This window comes from Acidisoma sp., from assembly GCF_035492295.1.
Lineage (GTDB): Bacteria > Pseudomonadota > Alphaproteobacteria > Acetobacterales > Acetobacteraceae > Acidisoma.
In genome coordinates this window covers 1-14,338 of sequence record NZ_DATJJK010000283.1, presented here as the reverse complement: position 1 = coordinate 14,338, position 14,338 = coordinate 1, and the positions used below count along the sequence as shown (strand labels likewise).

Genomic DNA, 14,338 nt, shown 5'->3' with positions numbered 1-14,338 from the left:
GTTCGGCATGTCGACCCATTCGAATGGATGCACGCCGCACCGCTTGCAAAACTGATGGTGTGCTACGGGATTCTTACCCCGATAATCTGCGATATCTGCTTCGCCTGTGAGGAGACGAAAATCCTGAGGCCTAGCATTGACGAGCCAAAGGCGCAGTTTCGAACAGTATGAGCAGTTGCATTTTCCGGTCCCTGCACTGAGATCAAACCCAACCTCAAATCGGACAGCGCCACAGTGGCAGGCCCCGGTGTAGGTTTTGAACACTGGCTCGCTCCTTCTCGGGCGGTTGATTAGACGCCGACGGCTCTCGACCGCTCTCTCTTATCCCGGACCGCGCGGCAGCGGTCCCTCGCGGCGCAGCCCATGCCACGCCAGTACGGTATCGGCCACGAATGCCACCAGGGCCAAAACAACACAGACCAGCGCGACACCGAACGAAATCACCAGCCATGATACAACAGACCGGTCTCGCAGGCTGCCCAGGAACAGGATGAAGGCGGTGCCACAGGTCGCCGCGCCGGCAATCGCCGTGAGAGCGACTGCGGCATCCAAAGCCCACAGGCGCAATTGAAGGCGTGCGACGTGCCTCTGAAGCCATCTCCGAGTCTTGTCGTCCGGGTCGGCTCGAAGAAGCTCGCCCAAGTGCTGGTTGTGGTCCGACACCCGGGCCAGACGCGTGTTGAACACGTTCAGGAGGGTACCCACGCCCGTCAGCAGGAAGATCGGGGTGAGCGCCACCTGCACGATGTGCGCTGTATTGTCGACCACGTCGGGTTGAACCGGAAGAACCATTCGCCTATCCTCTCGCGCCTGAGCTACGCCAGATGCTTAGTTGTCAAAATTTCGCCAATCAACTCGGCGGAGCCGGCCATTATCAAATGGCGATTGGTTGTGACTTTTATATCTGGATCCTATGTCTCAACGATTGGAGACTGAGGGCCTCGGATCCATCAAAAGCCGGATCCAAAACGAATCCGAAGATGACTTCTGAGTTCGACATGGTAGGCAACTTCCGCTTCTTACTTGTCTCCTCTTTTTTCTCCCGAGGAACCTGTCTCGCGTAACAGCTTCCCCTTGAGGCTCAACCCTGCCATCGCTGCCATCGCTTCTCTTAACTGCACCGGAACAATAGCCTGTCCGTCACGACCTCGAGGTGAGGCCAGATCATGATCCGCACAACGCTCGCCGCCATACTTCTCCTAGGAGCCTCGGCTGCACGCGGGCAGGAGCCAGCAAATTGCACGCCGATCCACTTTGCTCGAGGGCACTCGTCGGCGACCGTCAGCGGGTCGGTCGGTTCGGATGAACCGTTCCCCTGCTACACGCTTGCAACCGGCAAGGGCCAGACAGCCATATTCAGGTTCGCCAGGACGAACAGAAATATGGCCTTCAGCATCTATGGCGTCGTTGATGACAGGGACAGCTATTCCTTTAAAACTGCTGCGGGAACCTACAAATTCATCGTCTTCCAGACTTTGCGCGCCCCACCGGCTCCCTTTGCGCTCAGGGTATCGGTGAGATAACCTGCAGCTACGAGAGCTATCTGCGACTATGTCGTGGCCTCAGCCGTTGGGCAGCCACCATTCTTGCACCCGCTCATTTCGCTGTCTCCTGCGCGCGGTCCGCGGGCAGGATGTGATCGCCCGAGGACGGGATGACAGCTCGTGCCGCTTCCTCGTGTTCCTGGGGGATGTGCTCAGACCTGCTTCTTCCCGGTGCTGGGCTTCGCGGGCTATAGTGATCCGACCTTGCTTCGTCCTGGAGCCCAGCGGAGAGGTACCATGCAGAAAAAACTCCAACCGAACGCTTCACGAGTCGTTTTGGTCAAGTGGCGCTTCAAACCCCGTGAAGACGGCGAGCACGGAACCGCGAAGATGTGGTGGTCGGATGGCTCGAAGTCGGAGATCGAGGCGACTTATCTCGACGCCGTCAGGGGCTTGAGCGCCGTTCAGGATAGTGGCGGGGAAAAGCCGGCATAGCGCGGCCCCCCCGGGTATCCCGTCGACCCCTGTCACGAAGAGGGCGCTCGCACAGCGCCGCAAGATGGCGCGGCGTGATCGCGGCCAGCCCAGGATGAATATTTTCCTCGGAAAATCATCGCCTTACTAACAGGCGATGGTGGAGGGGGTTGGATTTGAACCAACGTAGGCGTGCGCCAACGGATTTACAGTCCGTCCCCTTTAACCACTCGGGCACCCCTCCAACGCGGCGCCCGAAATCCCTCATTTGCCGTCGGTTGTCAACGAAGGCTATGGGAGCGCAGCCATCTTTTTCTCGCCCCAGGGCAGACCGCCTTATAGGAACCCGCCGCATGAGACCGCCCCGTTCAGATCGTCCGCGCGGCCCCCGCCCCGGCGGCAAGCCCTTTCAGAAGGCCGATCGGCCGCCTCAGGCCGGCGGTGGCGCGCGTAGCGGCGGCGAACGCCCGGCTGGCCGGCCGGGCGCCAAGGCTTCGCATGGAAGCAGCCATGCGGGTGGCGCAGAGAGGCCGCGCGAGGCCGGCCCGGATCGCGGTTTCGAACGCCCGACCGGCAAGCCGTTGGGGAGGCCGGGGGTGAAGCCCGGAGCGAAGCCTCAGGCGGGCAAGCCCGGCGCAAATCCCAGCACCCGGCCCGGCAGCCGCCCCACCGGCAAGCCCGGTCACGCCAGCGCCTCCGCCAGCGGCGCACCGGCACGGCCGCGCGGCGCCGATCGCCTTCCCTATCGCGGCCCGCGGGAGGAGACGGTGCGGCCTCGGGACGAGGCCCCTGCCCCGGCCCGAATCCAGGACCGGGCACGCGAAAGCCTGACGCGCGAGCGCGAAGTGACCTTCGTGCCGCGCCAGCCACGCCCGGCGGAGACGCCCCGCGGTGCAGTCTGGCTTTACGGCATTCATGCGGTCCACGCCGCGCTCGGCAATCCCGAACGCTTCCTCCGTCGCCTGGTGGTGACCGAGGAGGGGGCGGCCACTCTCACCGCTCGCCTACCCCAGCCCTGGACAATCGACCCCGAGATGGTGGAACGCAGCCGGCTGGACCAGCTTCTCGGCCGGGAAGCGGTGCATCAGGGCGTGGCTCTCCTCGCCGATCTCCTGCCGCAGATCACGCTGGAGGAGGCGCTGAACCGCAATGGTCCCATCCTGGTGCTCGACCAGGTGACCGACCCGCGCAACGTCGGCGCCATTCTGCGCTCTGCCGCGGCCTTCGGGGTGGCGGCGGTGATCCTGCAGGAGCGCCATGCACCGGAGGAAACCGGCTCGCTCGCCAAGGCGGCTTCGGGGGCGCTGGAAAGCGTGCCCCTGCTCCGCGCCGTCAATCTCGCGCGCACGCTGGGCCAGTTGAAGGCGGCCGATTGCTGGGTGGTGGGGCTGGATGCGGAAGCGACCCAGGCGCTGCAGGGCTCGGCCTTTGCCGAGCGCCGCGTGGCGCTGGTGTTGGGGGCCGAGGGCGAGGGGCTGCGCCGCCTCACCCGCGAATCCTGCGACGAACTCGCCATGCTGCCGATGCCAGGCGTCATGGAAAGCCTTAACGTCTCGGCGGCGACCGCCGTGGCGCTCTACGAACTCACCCGCAAGCCCTGAGAGCTTGCGCCGTCCCTCACCCCGGCGGGATGAGGGACAGCGCGGACTTAACGGTTACAGCGCCGTATAGCCGCCGTCGACGAAGATATCCTGGCCATTGATCATGTCCGATGCCTGGGAGCAGAGGAACAGGATCACATCGCAGACCTCGACCGTCTGGGCCACGCGGCCAGCCGGGATTTTGGCGACCATGGGGTTCAGCTTGGCGGGGTCGCCCCAGACCTGCTGACCCATCGGCGTCATCGTCACCGTCGGGCAGACGGTGTTGCACTGGATATTGTGCGCGGCCCATTCCGCGGTCATCACTTTGGTCAGCCCATTGAGCCCGTTCTTGGACGCCGCATAGGCGCCGTGCTCGATGAGGGCGACGGCGCTTGTCTGGCTGCTGACATTCACGATCTTGCCCGCCTTCTGGGCGATCATCGCCGGCACCAGCGTGCGGGCCATCAGCCAGGGCGCGCGCAGGTTCACCGCCTGAATCAGATCCCATTCCGCGACCGTCTGATCGACGAGCGACTTCGGGAAGCTGACCCCGGCATTATTGACCAGGATGTCGATCGTGCCCCAGGCGGCCAGCGCTTCCTGCGCCGCCCGCTCGGGTGCCTCGGCCGTTCCGAGATCGGCCGGGATCACCAGACAGCGGCGGCCCTTTGCCTCCACTGCCGCGCGCACCTCGGCCAGGCCCGCCACATCGCGGGCGACCGCCACGATGTCGGCCCCAGCTTCGGCGAGGACGGAGCAAAGCTCCGTCCCGATCCCCTTGGAAGCGCCGGTGACCAGCGCTTTTTTACCGGCCAGCGAAAACCGTTCGGTCACGCTCATGGGGCGTCCCTCAGAAGACGATCTGCGTCTTCACGACGTCGGGCGAGCCCTGCGCCGCGAATTCGAAGGCCTCGACCGACTGCTCGAAGGGGAAGGTGCGGGAGATCAGCGGCTTCACGTCGATCTTACCCGAGCCGAGCAGTGCGATGGTGTTCGGATAGAGGTTGGCGTAGCGGAAGACGGTCTCGATCCGTGCTTCCTTGATCTGGGCGGCGACGACGTCGAGCCCCACTTCCGCCGGCGGCATGCCGACCAGCACGACGCAGCCACCGGGGCAGACGAGGTCGAACATCCCCTTGAAGGCATGCGGGCTGCCCGAGGCTTCGAAGACCACATCCGCGCCCCAACCGCCGGTCAGTTCCTTCACACGGTCCGCCGCCTTCACCTCCGCGACATTGACCGGGATGATGTTCTCGTACGTGGCGGCGATGGCGAGTTTTTCCTTCTGCACGTCGGTCATGATGACCTTCGAGACGCCGGCGGCCAGCGCGGCCAGGGCCACCATCATGCCGATCGTGCCCGCACCCAGCACCACGGCCGTCTGGCCGGGCAGGATATGGGCCTTGGAGACCGCCTGCATCCCGACGGCGAGCGGCTCGACGAAGGCGCCTTCCTGGTAGCTGACCCCGTCCGGAAGCTTGAAAGTGAGGTTCGCGGGATGGACGATCTCGGGCACCAGGCAGCCATGCACCGGCGGGGTCGCCCAGAAGCGCACGGCCGGGTCGAGATTATAGAGGCCGAGCTGGGAGGCGCGGGACGTCCAGTCCGGAATGCCGGGCTCCATGGCAACGCGGTCGCCAACCTTCAGATTGGACACGCCGTCGCCCACCGCGATGATCTCGCCCGCGCCCTCATGGCCGAGGATCATCGGTTCCTTCACCCAGAACGGGCCGATATGGCCGTGCAGATAAAAATGCAGGTCACTGCCGCAGATGCCGACCGCCTTCATCGCGATCTTGACCTCGCCGGGGCCGGTCTCGGTCGGCACCGCGATGTCGCGCAGCTGAATGCGCCGGATTTCTTCCAGAACCATGGCTTTCATGACGTCTCTCCTCAAGGGCTCCGCGCTCCGGCAGCCCTGCCGGCCGCTCTTGGCTCGCATCATGAAGCTGAGCACGGTTCTTTGCAAAAAAGAACCCGGCCCGGACGAAAGTCCTGGCCGGGTTCATTTGTCATAGCTGCGATGCGGATCAGCCGGCGGTCTTGTCCGGCGTGATCGCGACGAAGATCGGCTGGCCCTGGCGCAGGATGCGCAGCGCCACCGCGCCGTTGTTGTCATGCAGGGCGCCGCGGATGGCGGTCGCCGCCTGATTGGGCGAACCCACGGCCACGCTGTTCACGCCGAGCACGACGTCACCCTGCTGGATGCCCGCCTGATCGGCCGGGGAGTTCGGCCGCACCTGGGCGACGACCGCTCCGTCCGTGCCGTCGGGCACGCCGAGCTGGCCACGCAGATTCGGCGTCAGCGGCGCCAAGGCCAGACCGACACCACCCTGGCTCGTGCTTTCGGAACCGCCCGTCTTGGTCGCGACCTTGCTCTTCATCTGGGCGATCTGGGCGTCGACATCCTGGATCTTGCCGTCGCGAACGATCTTGAGAGCAGCCTTGTCGCCCGGGGCGATGGCGGCGATCGTCACGGCCAGATCACGCGGCGTGTGGATGGTGGTGCCGTTCACGTCCGTGATCACGTCGCCGGGCTTGAGGCCAGCCTTCTCGGCCGGGCTTTTCGGCTCGACCTGCGCGATCAGCGCCCCGTTCAGCGCACCCTGGCCGTTGCCGGGCAGATGCAGCGCCTGCGCCATGCCGGCGTCGATCGTTTGTGCCTCGACGCCAAGGAAGCCGCGCGTCACATGGCCGTCCTTCAGGATCTGCGCCACCACCGGCTTGATGGTGTCGGCCGGGATCGCGAAGCCGATGCCGATGCTGCCGCCGGAGGGGGACAGGATCGCCGTGTTCATGCCGATCACGTCGCCCTTCTGATCGAAGAGCGGTCCGCCGGAGTTCCCCTTGTTGATGGGGGCGTCGATCTGCAGGAAGCTGTCATAGGGGCCGTCGCCGATGTCACGGCCTTCCGCCGAGACGATGCCTGCCGTCACTGTGCCGCCGAGGCCAAAGGGATTGCCCATGGCCACGACCCACTGGCCGGTCTGAACCTTGGAGGAATTGCCGAGGTCGAGATAGGGCAAGGGATGCTTGGCATCGACCTTGAGCACGGCGATGTCGGTGGAGGGATCGCGGCCGACGAGCTTGGCCGGCAGGCGGGTGCCGTCGGAGAGGGTGACGGTGATCGTCTTGGCGCCCTGCACCACGTGGTTGTTGGTCACGATGGTGCCGTTGGCGTTGAGGATGAAGCCGGAACCAGCGGCCTCGATCATCTGCGGGTGCTGGGGGCCCATCTGCATGCCGGGCGCACCGGGCATCATGTTGAAGGGGAAAGGCAGCGGGAAGGGCATGCCGTTCTGGGCCTGGCCCTGGTCACCGCCCTGATCGCCCTGGCCCTGGTCGGGGCCGTCGGCCGCCGCCTGATTGGCATTGAGATCGGCGAGGATCGTCACGACCGCGGGCTTCACCCGGGCGGCGAGTTCGGTGAAGTCGGGCAGTACCTGGGCGGTCATGCCCGACGGCAGCCGGCTCACGTCACCGGTCGGCGCGTTAATGGGCGCGTTCTGCGCGGGCGTTGCCGTGGCCGTGGCATCGGCGAAGGTCGGGCTGGTGAGGGCGTAGCCGCCGAGCGTGCTGCCGGCGAGAAGAGTGACAGCCAAGGCAGACCTGAGGCGAAAGCGACGTGTCATATGGGTAACTCCTATGCTCCAAACGCGGATGCGGCACTCCTGCAGCGCCCAAGTGCCATCCTGTTGAGCGCTAGATAGGCTCCCCTGCCGTTCCGTCTGCATTCGAGATCGTGAAGAGAGCGTCACGTGGACATTTCGTCATCGTGCCGTTCGTCCGGGTTAGGCAGGCAGGGACTTGACAGGGCGGGCCACAAAATGTGTCTAGCGTCACTGACCGAGCTTGCAGGGGTGTAGCTCAATTGGCTAGAGCGCCGGTCTCCAAAACCGGAGGTTGAGAGTTCGAGACCCTCCACCCCTGCCATTCGGCAAATTTCGCACCGGCCGGACATTATCCTTCGGCCGGCGCCGCTGTTTGAGGAATAGGTGCGCGTTGAAGACGATTTCCGGGCAGGCATTGTGACCGTGAGCTTCGATCCCGTGGGCTTTCTCCGTGATGTGCGGAGCGAAGTATCGAAGGTCACCTGGCCCTCCCGCAAGGAGACCCTGATCACCACGGCCATGGTGATCGGCATGGCCCTGATCGCGTCGTTCTTCTTTTTTGCTGCCGACCAGCTCATCGGCCTTGGTGTGCGCACCTTGTTCAGCAGCGGCTCCTGAGGAGGGCTGGTCATGGCAAAACGTTGGTACGTCGTTCACGTCTATTCGGGCTTCGAGAAGAAGATTGCCCAGCAAATTCGTGAGCAGGCCGGGCAGAAGGGCCTCGCTGACCATTTCGATGAGATTCTCGTCCCCTCGGAGGAGGTGGTCGAGATGCGCCGCGGCCAGAAGGTCAATGCCGAACGTAAATTCTTCCCAGGCTACGTGCTGGTGAAGATGGAGCTGACGGACGAAGCCTGGCATCTGGTCAAGGACACCCCGAAGGTCACGGGCTTCCTGGGCAGCCGCAACAAGCCGAGTCCGATCACCGAATCGGAAGCCGAGCGGATCATGAAGCAGACCCAGGAAGGGGTGGAGCGTCCGCGCCCGTCCGTTCTTTACGAGGTCGGCGAGCAGGTCCGCGTCTCCGACGGCCCCTTCACGAGCTTCAACGGCACCGTGGAAGAGGTTGACGAGGAGAAGGGCCGCGTGAAGGTTTCCGTCTCCATCTTCGGACGATCGACCCCGGTCGATTTGGAATACAGCCAGGTCGAGAAGGTCTGAGCCGAACAAGCTTGGCGGCCTGACGCATCGGGAGAGAGAGACCACCATGCCCCGTTTTGCCGCCAACCTGTCCATGATGTTTACGGAGTGGTCCTTCCTGGACCGCTTCGCGGCCGCCGCCGACGCCGGCTTTGCTGCCGTCGAATATCTTTTTCCCTACGACCACGAGCCCGATGAGGTTGGCCGTGCACTCGCCCGTGCCGGGCTGAGCCAGGCGCTCTTCAATCTGCCGCCGGGCAATTGGGCAGCAGGCGAGCGCGGCATGGCCGCCTTCCCTGCCCGTTCCGAAGAACTGGCCGCCGCCGTCGAGTCGGCCCTCCCCTACGCCAGAGCCACTGACTGCCGCACCCTTCATCTCATGGCCGGCATCGCTGACCGCGCCGACGAGCGCGCAGCCAGCGCCTATCGCACGGCGGTCGCCCGCACGGCCGAGCGGCTGGCGGACGCGGGGATTACGCTGGTGCTGGAGCCCATCAACATGCGTGACATGCCGGGCTATTTCCTGAATGATTTCGGCTATGCGGCCGCGCTCATCGGGGAGTTGGGCCTGCCCAATCTGGCGCTGCAGTTCGACATCTATCACCGCCAGATCCTGCATGGCGACGTTGTCATGGGCCTGCGGGAGATGATGCCGATCATTGGCCATGTGCAGATCGCGGGCGTGCCGGACCGGCATGAACCCGACACGGGCGAGCTTTCTTTTCTGTATGTCACCGAGGAATTAGACCGTCTTGGCTATGACGGTTTCATCGGCTGCGAATATCGCCCCCGCGCCGGCACTCTAGAAGGACTAGGCTGGTTCGCGCCCTATCGCGCCGAGGCGAGATAGGCGCTCAATCCCGCGGCCAGATGGTCGAACAACAGGCGCACGCGCCGCAGGCTGCGCCGATCCTCATGCGTCGCGATCCAGACCGGGACAGTGGCGATCGTCACCTCCGGCAGCACCGGCAGGAGAGAGGGGTCAGCGGCCGCTACGCCCTGTTGGCAGGCTCCGATACCGAGGCCTGCACGCAGCGCCGCCAGCAGCGCGATATCGCTCGGCGAGGTGAATCCGAATCGCAGGCTGAGGGCAGCGAGTACCGGCACACGCACGCGATATTCCTCCCGCCCGATCAGGCCGTGGCCTTCCAACCCCGCCAAGGTCTGCGGTAGGCCGTGGAGCGCCACGTAGCTGCGATGAGCGAAGAGCCTGACTGGCGCTTCACCGATTTTTCGCACGACCAGCGCCTCTTGTACCGGCGCCACATTGCGCACGGCGAGATCGGCGTCGCCGCGCAGTAGGTCGAGGTTGCGGTCGCTCATCACAAGGTCGATGTCGATCTTCGGATAAAGCGTTCGGAAGGCGGCCAGGATCGGCGGCAGCACCGCCACGCCCATGAACTCGCTGGTCGTCAGCCGGATTCTGCCCGCCATGCTCTCCACTTCGCCCGAAGCGATGCGGGTGAGAAGGTCGGCTGCCGCCGCCATGGTTTCCGCCTGCTCGCGAAGCGCCAGGGCGGCTTCGGTCGGCCGCAACCCATCGTTCGAGCGGGTGAAGAGCACCGCCCCGAGCGCCCGTTCCAGCAAGGAGATATGGCGGCCGAGCGTCGGCTGGGTCAGCCTCAGGTGGCGCGCGGCCTGGGACAGGCTGCCGGTCTGCAGGACGGCGAGGAAGGAACGCCAAAGAGTCCAATCCGGATCTTCCATACATTCTTCTATAGCAGCAGCAGAAGATTGGCCAATTTTCGTTTACTCATACCGCCCTCATCCTCTGCTCAGTCAGGAATGGAGAGCGGAAGATGAGCGGAGACCGAATAAGAACGGCATTGATCACGGGTGCCACCGGCGGTGTCGGCGGTGCGGTGGCGGAGGCCCTGTTGCGGCACGGCTGGCGCGTGCGGGCACTGACCCGACGGCCAGTCGCGGATCGTTCCGGCATCGCGTGGATACAGGGTGACGCGATGCGGCCCGAGGACATGCAGCGGGCAGCGCAAGGCGCGGATATCCTGTTTCATGGCGCCAATCCGCCCGGCTACCGGAACTGGCGGGGACTCGCGATCCCTATGTTGCGCAACGCGATCACGGCCGCCAAGTCCGGCGGTGCGCGGCTGATCTATCCCGGCTCTGTCTACGTCTATGGGCCGGATGCTTGGCCGGTCGCCAGCGAAACCGCGCCGCAGCATCCCCTGACGCGCAAGGGCGCGATCCGGGTGGAGATGGAGGCGATGCTGGCGGAGGAAGCCACGCGGGGCCTGCGGTTTCTGACCTTGCGCGCCGGTGACTACTTCGGCCCCCATGCGCCGAGTTCCTGGGTCGCCACGATCATGCTGCAGAATGGCAAGCGGCTTCGCCGGATTCTCACGCCTGAGCGGAAGGGCGTCGGCCATGCCTGGGCCTATCTGCCTGATCTCGCCGAGACCATCGCCCAGCTTGCCGAGCGCGAGGCCGCGCTGCCACCCTCGGAAACGCTTCATTTCGGCGGCCATGTCCTGCAGGGACGCCAGATGGCGGAAGCGGTGGCCCGCGCCCAGGCTGGCCGCCTGCCGGTGCGCAGTTTTCCCTGGGCGATCGTCTTCGCCGCCGCGCCCTTCAACACGACGATGCGGGAGCTGCTGGAAATGCGCTACCTCTGGCGCGAGACGATTACGCTCGACAATGCCCGCCTCCGTGCCATCCTCGGCGCGGAACCCCATACGCCCCTCAACGCCGCGGTCACGTCCACCGTGCACGCCGTCCGCGCGGTAAAGTGAGGGTGACTTCCGGGCCGGGGCGTGCTTCCTCCTCTTGGCCGGAACCGGCTCTTACCTAGAAGCACTGTCCATGGCGGAAGACTCGCTCCACCCGATCCCGATTTTCGATGACGCCTTCCGGTCACGCCTGCTGGATCTGTTCCGCTGGCGAAGGGATGTGCGGCACTTCAAGCCCGATCCGGTGGCGCCTTCCCTGCTCGACCGGCTGCTCGAAACCGCCTGCCTTGCACCATCCGTCGGGCTCAGCCAGCCCTGGCGGTTCGTGACCGTCAATGATGCCGGGCGGCGGGCTTTGGTGAGGGCGAATTTCGAGCATTGCAATGCCGACGCACTGGCCAGCCAGTCCGGGGACCACGCCGCCCATTACGCACGCCTGAAGCTCGCCGGGCTCGACCAGGCACCTTGCCACCTTGCCGTTTTCGCCGAGTCCGACCCCGAACAGGGCCATGGCCTTGGTCGGCGCACCATGCCGGAAACGACGGCCTATTCCGCCGTCATGGCCGTCTACACGATCTGGCTTGCGGCCCGTGCCGAGGGACTAGGCCTGGGCTGGGTTTCCATCCTCGACCCCGCGGTGATCGCCGAAACGCTCAATGTGCCGAGAGATTGGACCTTCATCGGCTATTTCTGCTTGGGATTCCCGCGCGAAGAGACCGAAATCCCGGAGCTGGAGCGCATGGGCTGGGAGCATCGGCGAGGGGCTGGCCCGGTCCGCCTCGAACGCTGAACCCGTTGCCGAACAGGATCGACGGCGCGCGCCGCGGCGGCTAGCCTGGGGCATCCCGTTTCTGGTCGAGGATCGCCATGCCCCGCGTGCCTGCCGCCATGTTCGGAATCGTCCTGGGGCTTGCCGGCCTCGGCAGTTGCTGGCGACTTGCGCATCGCCTCTGGTTCCTGCCCGCCGCGATCGGCGAGGCGATCCTCGCCATCGCCGTCCTCGTCTGGGCGCTGCTGATCGTCCTCTATGCCGCCAAATGGCTGGCCGTGCCGGAGCAAGCGCGGGCCGAGCTCGGCCACCCGGTGCAATGCTGCTTCGTAGGCCTCATCGGCGTTGCCACCATGCTGGTGGGGAATGCGCTGTTGCCCTATGCGCGGCCGCTGACCGTGCTGCTCTTCCTCTGCGGTCTCGTCTTCACACTGGGCTTCGCGCTGTGGCGCACGGGGCTGCTCTGGCAGGGCGAGCGGGAGGCAGCCGACACGACGGCCGTGCTTTATCTGCCTGCCGTCGCCGGCACTTTCGTGGCCGGCACCAGCGCAGGCGCACTGGGCCTTCCCGACTGGGGCGCGCTGTTCTTCGGCATGGGCTTTTTCACCTGGCTCGCCATCGAATCCGTGCTGCTGCATCGGCTCTATACCGGGCCACGCATGGCGGTCGCACTTCGGCCGACCTTAGGGATCCAGATGGCACCGCCTGTCGTGGGCGCGGTCGCCTATCTCGCGGTCCAGCCCGGGCCGCCCGCGCTCCTCGCCCATGCACTGCTGGGTTACGGGCTCTTTCAGGCCCTGCTGCTCCTGCGCTTGACGAACTGGATCAGGGAGCAGCCCTTCGCTCCCTCGTATTGGGCCTTCAGCTTCGGCGTGACGTCGCTCGCCGCGACGCCCTTGCTCATGCTGATCCATGGGGACGGCGGGGCGGTCGCCACCCTCGCCCCCATTCTGTTTGTCGCCGCCAATATCTTTGTCGGGATCCTGGCGGTAGGCACCCTGCGGATGATGATGCAGGGAAAACTGTTTCCGAAGTCTCCGGCCCCCGTGGCGCCGAGCAGAACGACCTGAGTTCGCATGCCCGGCAGAGGCCCTGTCCGCGTCTCCTCGGGCACCCCGTGCCGCTCAGCGTTCCCCCGCGGGCAGCCAATCAACCACCGCCGCGACCTGCATGAGTTCCTGCCGCAGCAGCGGCACCGCATGGTCCACAAATCCGCGCACTGGTGACCAGCGGCGGGGATGGGCGCGGAACAGGATATGAACCGGAATCGCCTCCGGTTCAAAGCGGCGCAGCACGCGCCGCAGCCGTCCCGTGGCAAGCTGTTCAGCCACTTGATAGGAGAGCACGCGGATAAAGCCGCCGCCGCGTAGCGCCGCATCCAGCCCGGCGCCGACGCTGGTGTTCGAAAGCCGCGTGCGCACGTGCACCGATCGCGCGCGTTCGTCCTCCGCCCCCCGCCGGAATGTCCAGAGTTCGCGATTGCCCTCCGGGTTCATGCCGATGCAGGCGTAGCCCGCGAGTTCGCCGGGCTCGGCCGGCGCGCCATGCGCGTCCAGATAAGCGGGGGCTGCGCAGATGACCTGCCGCACCTCCCCGAGCCTGACCGCGACGAAACTGCTGTCCGCGAGATGAGCGAGGCGGATGGCGACATCCACGCCTTCGCCCACCATGTCTACCATGCGATTGAGCAGCAGGGCGCGGGCCTGAACCTGCGGGTGGCGGTCGAGAAAGCTTTCCAGCACCGGCGCCACCTTCAGGCGGCCGAAGAGTTCCGGCGCGGTGATGACAAGCGTGCCGCTCATCACCTGGCCTGCCCGGTCCGGCCCGATTTCGGCCAATCGGGCCAGCACGTCCCGCCACACCGCCGCATGGCGTTCCCCTGCCTCGGTGAGGCGAAGCCCTCGGGTAGAGCGGAGCAGCAGCGTCTCTCCTGCGGCCTCCTCCAGCTGGGCGATGGCACGAGTGGCGGCGGCGGCAGAGCGGCCAAAGCGCCTTGCCGCAGCGGCAAGGGATCCTTCCTCCACTGCGGCCACGGCCAATTCCATCGCGTCGATCCGATCCATTCTTTCGAATCCTGAAATCAAGCCTCTCAAACAACGCGCGTTCTACCGAAATCCGCAAGGGTCTATCCCTGTTTTCGCGCGAAGCGAGGCGCGGAGCCTCTACCGAACCAGGATTGGAGAGAGCCATGATCGACATCTGCTATCGCACCCGGAAGGTCGGCGCCGTGGATGTGTTCTATCGCGAGGCCGGCCCGGCCGATGCACCCGTCATCCTGCTGCTGCACGGTTTCCCCACCTCGAGCCATATGTTCCGGGATCTGATTCCGGTGCTCGCCGATCGCTACCGCGTGATCGCGCCTGATCTGCCGGGTTTCGGCCTCACTCGCGCGCCCGGCCGCGCCGCGTTCGAGTACAGCTTCGACCATCTCGCCGGGGTCATCGGCCAGTTCGTGGAGGCGATCGGCCTCACCCGCTATGCGCTTTACATTTTCGACTACGGCGCGCCGACGGGGCTGCGGCTGGCGATGGCGCATCCCGAACGCGTCACGGCCATCATCTCCCAGAACGGCAACGCTTATATCGAGGGG

The 14,338-nt window shown here is 65.5% G+C and carries 16 protein-coding genes and 2 tRNA genes; 11 read left to right on the top strand and 7 right to left on the bottom strand.

The annotated features are described in order from the left end of the window. Nucleotides 1–321: 321 nt before the first annotated feature. Nucleotides 322–792, bottom strand: a complete 471-nt coding sequence (locus VL752_RS21430; protein ID WP_325358558.1) for a DUF2721 domain-containing protein — start codon at nt 790–792, stop codon at nt 322–324. A 374-nt stretch (nt 793–1,166) separates the two neighbouring features. Here VL752_RS21430 and VL752_RS21425 point away from each other — a divergent pair, with 374 nt between their 5' ends. Further along, complete coding sequence (locus tag VL752_RS21425; RefSeq protein WP_325358556.1) at nt 1,167–1,523, top strand: hypothetical protein; 357 nt, start codon at nt 1,167–1,169, stop codon at nt 1,521–1,523. Between the two features lie 258 nt (nt 1,524–1,781). Next, nucleotides 1,782–1,979: a hypothetical protein gene (locus tag VL752_RS21420; RefSeq protein ID WP_325358554.1), complete on the top strand. Its 198-nt coding sequence runs from the start codon at nt 1,782–1,784 to the stop codon at nt 1,977–1,979. 137 nt (nt 1,980–2,116) lie between these two features. On the opposite strand, the gene VL752_RS21415 is transcribed toward VL752_RS21420, so the two are convergent. After that, nucleotides 2,117–2,202 (bottom strand) — tRNA-Tyr (locus VL752_RS21415). Nucleotides 2,203–2,785: 583 nt separating this feature from the next. Here VL752_RS21415 and rlmB point away from each other — a divergent pair. Then, complete coding sequence (gene rlmB, locus VL752_RS22315) at nt 2,786–3,559, top strand: 23S rRNA (guanosine(2251)-2'-O)-methyltransferase RlmB (RefSeq protein ID WP_422652910.1); 774 nt, start codon at nt 2,786–2,788, stop codon at nt 3,557–3,559. A gap of 54 nt (nt 3,560–3,613) precedes the next feature. Here the strand turns inward: rlmB and VL752_RS21405 are convergent, their stop codons facing one another. From VL752_RS21405 to VL752_RS21395, 3 genes are all read right to left on the bottom strand, one after another. Then, entirely contained in the window at nt 3,614–4,381 is a 768-nt protein-coding gene (locus VL752_RS21405; protein ID WP_325358550.1) for an SDR family NAD(P)-dependent oxidoreductase, read from the bottom strand. A gap of 10 nt (nt 4,382–4,391) precedes the next feature. Further along, a complete protein-coding gene (locus VL752_RS21400) occupies nt 4,392–5,423 on the bottom strand; it encodes an NAD(P)-dependent alcohol dehydrogenase (RefSeq protein WP_325358548.1) in 1,032 nt (343 codons plus the stop codon). A gap of 148 nt (nt 5,424–5,571) precedes the next feature. Further along, nucleotides 5,572–7,173, bottom strand: a complete 1,602-nt coding sequence (locus VL752_RS21395; RefSeq protein WP_325358546.1) for a Do family serine endopeptidase — start codon at nt 7,171–7,173, stop codon at nt 5,572–5,574. 224 nt (nt 7,174–7,397) lie between these two features. On the opposite strand from VL752_RS21395, the gene VL752_RS21390 reads away from it, so the two are divergent. The 4 genes from VL752_RS21390 to otnI all read left to right on the top strand — a co-directional run bounded on the left by VL752_RS21390 (nt 7,398) and on the right by otnI (nt 9,142). Beyond that, a tRNA-Trp gene (locus VL752_RS21390) sits at nt 7,398–7,474 on the top strand. Nucleotides 7,475–7,575: 101 nt separating this feature from the next. Beyond that, complete coding sequence (gene secE / locus VL752_RS21385; protein ID WP_325358544.1) at nt 7,576–7,770, top strand: preprotein translocase subunit SecE; 195 nt, start codon at nt 7,576–7,578, stop codon at nt 7,768–7,770. A 12-nt stretch (nt 7,771–7,782) separates the two neighbouring features. Next, nucleotides 7,783–8,313, top strand: a complete 531-nt coding sequence (nusG, locus tag VL752_RS21380) for a transcription termination/antitermination protein NusG (protein WP_325358542.1) — start codon at nt 7,783–7,785, stop codon at nt 8,311–8,313. 46 nt (nt 8,314–8,359) lie between these two features. Then, nucleotides 8,360–9,142 carry a 2-oxo-tetronate isomerase gene (gene otnI / locus VL752_RS21375; protein ID WP_325358540.1) on the top strand — a complete coding sequence of 261 codons (783 nt, stop codon included), beginning with the start codon at nt 8,360–8,362 and terminating at the stop codon, nt 9,140–9,142. On the opposite strand, the gene VL752_RS21370 is transcribed toward otnI, so the two are convergent. After that, on the bottom strand, nt 9,121–9,999 hold the full coding sequence (locus VL752_RS21370; RefSeq protein WP_325358538.1) for a LysR family transcriptional regulator: 879 nt from the start codon (nt 9,997–9,999) through the stop codon (nt 9,121–9,123). The two genes, otnI and VL752_RS21370, sit on opposite strands and share 22 nt — an antisense overlap. A gap of 92 nt (nt 10,000–10,091) precedes the next feature. Between VL752_RS21370 and VL752_RS21365 the strand changes: the two genes are divergently transcribed. From VL752_RS21365 to tehA, 3 genes are all read left to right on the top strand, one after another. Continuing rightward, complete coding sequence (locus tag VL752_RS21365) at nt 10,092–11,042, top strand: NAD-dependent epimerase/dehydratase family protein (protein WP_325358536.1); 951 nt, start codon at nt 10,092–10,094, stop codon at nt 11,040–11,042. A gap of 70 nt (nt 11,043–11,112) precedes the next feature. Next, nucleotides 11,113–11,769, top strand: coding sequence for a 5,6-dimethylbenzimidazole synthase (gene bluB / locus VL752_RS21360; protein ID WP_325358534.1), 657 nt, complete (start codon nt 11,113–11,115; stop codon nt 11,767–11,769). A 77-nt stretch (nt 11,770–11,846) separates the two neighbouring features. Then, a complete protein-coding gene (tehA, locus tag VL752_RS21355; protein WP_325358532.1) occupies nt 11,847–12,818 on the top strand; it encodes a dicarboxylate transporter/tellurite-resistance protein TehA in 972 nt (323 codons plus the stop codon). A 54-nt stretch (nt 12,819–12,872) separates the two neighbouring features. Here tehA and VL752_RS21350 read toward each other — a convergent pair whose 3' ends face one another. Then, nucleotides 12,873–13,811, bottom strand: a complete 939-nt coding sequence (locus VL752_RS21350; protein WP_325358530.1) for a LysR family transcriptional regulator — start codon at nt 13,809–13,811, stop codon at nt 12,873–12,875. A 125-nt stretch (nt 13,812–13,936) separates the two neighbouring features. Between VL752_RS21350 and VL752_RS21345 the strand changes: the two genes are divergently transcribed. Then, a partial coding sequence (locus VL752_RS21345; RefSeq protein ID WP_325358528.1) for an alpha/beta fold hydrolase occupies nt 13,937–14,338 on the top strand: 402 nt, incomplete at its 3' end.

Excerpts from the sequence above, each read along its gene's own strand:
- VL752_RS21430 (WP_325358558.1), bottom strand. The coding sequence starts at position 792 with ATGGTTCTTCCGGTTCAACCCGACGTGGTCGACAATACAGCGCACATC.
- VL752_RS21425 (WP_325358556.1), top strand. The coding sequence starts at position 1,167 with ATGATCCGCACAACGCTCGCCGCCATACTTCTCCTAGGAGCCTCGGCT.
- VL752_RS21420 (WP_325358554.1), top strand. The coding sequence starts at position 1,782 with ATGCAGAAAAAACTCCAACCGAACGCTTCACGAGTCGTTTTGGTCAAG.
- VL752_RS21405 (WP_325358550.1), bottom strand. The coding sequence starts at position 4,381 with ATGAGCGTGACCGAACGGTTTTCGCTGGCCGGTAAAAAAGCGCTGGTC.
- VL752_RS21400 (WP_325358548.1), bottom strand. The coding sequence starts at position 5,423 with ATGAAAGCCATGGTTCTGGAAGAAATCCGGCGCATTCAGCTGCGCGAC.
- VL752_RS21395 (WP_325358546.1), bottom strand. The coding sequence starts at position 7,173 with ATGACACGTCGCTTTCGCCTCAGGTCTGCCTTGGCTGTCACTCTTCTC.
- nusG (WP_325358542.1), top strand. The coding sequence starts at position 7,783 with ATGGCAAAACGTTGGTACGTCGTTCACGTCTATTCGGGCTTCGAGAAG.
- otnI (WP_325358540.1), top strand. The coding sequence starts at position 8,360 with ATGCCCCGTTTTGCCGCCAACCTGTCCATGATGTTTACGGAGTGGTCC.
- VL752_RS21370 (WP_325358538.1), bottom strand. The coding sequence starts at position 9,999 with ATGGAAGATCCGGATTGGACTCTTTGGCGTTCCTTCCTCGCCGTCCTG.
- VL752_RS21365 (WP_325358536.1), top strand. The coding sequence starts at position 10,092 with ATGAGCGGAGACCGAATAAGAACGGCATTGATCACGGGTGCCACCGGC.
- bluB (WP_325358534.1), top strand. The coding sequence starts at position 11,113 with ATGGCGGAAGACTCGCTCCACCCGATCCCGATTTTCGATGACGCCTTC.
- tehA (WP_325358532.1), top strand. The coding sequence starts at position 11,847 with ATGCCCCGCGTGCCTGCCGCCATGTTCGGAATCGTCCTGGGGCTTGCC.
- VL752_RS21350 (WP_325358530.1), bottom strand. The coding sequence starts at position 13,811 with ATGGATCGGATCGACGCGATGGAATTGGCCGTGGCCGCAGTGGAGGAA.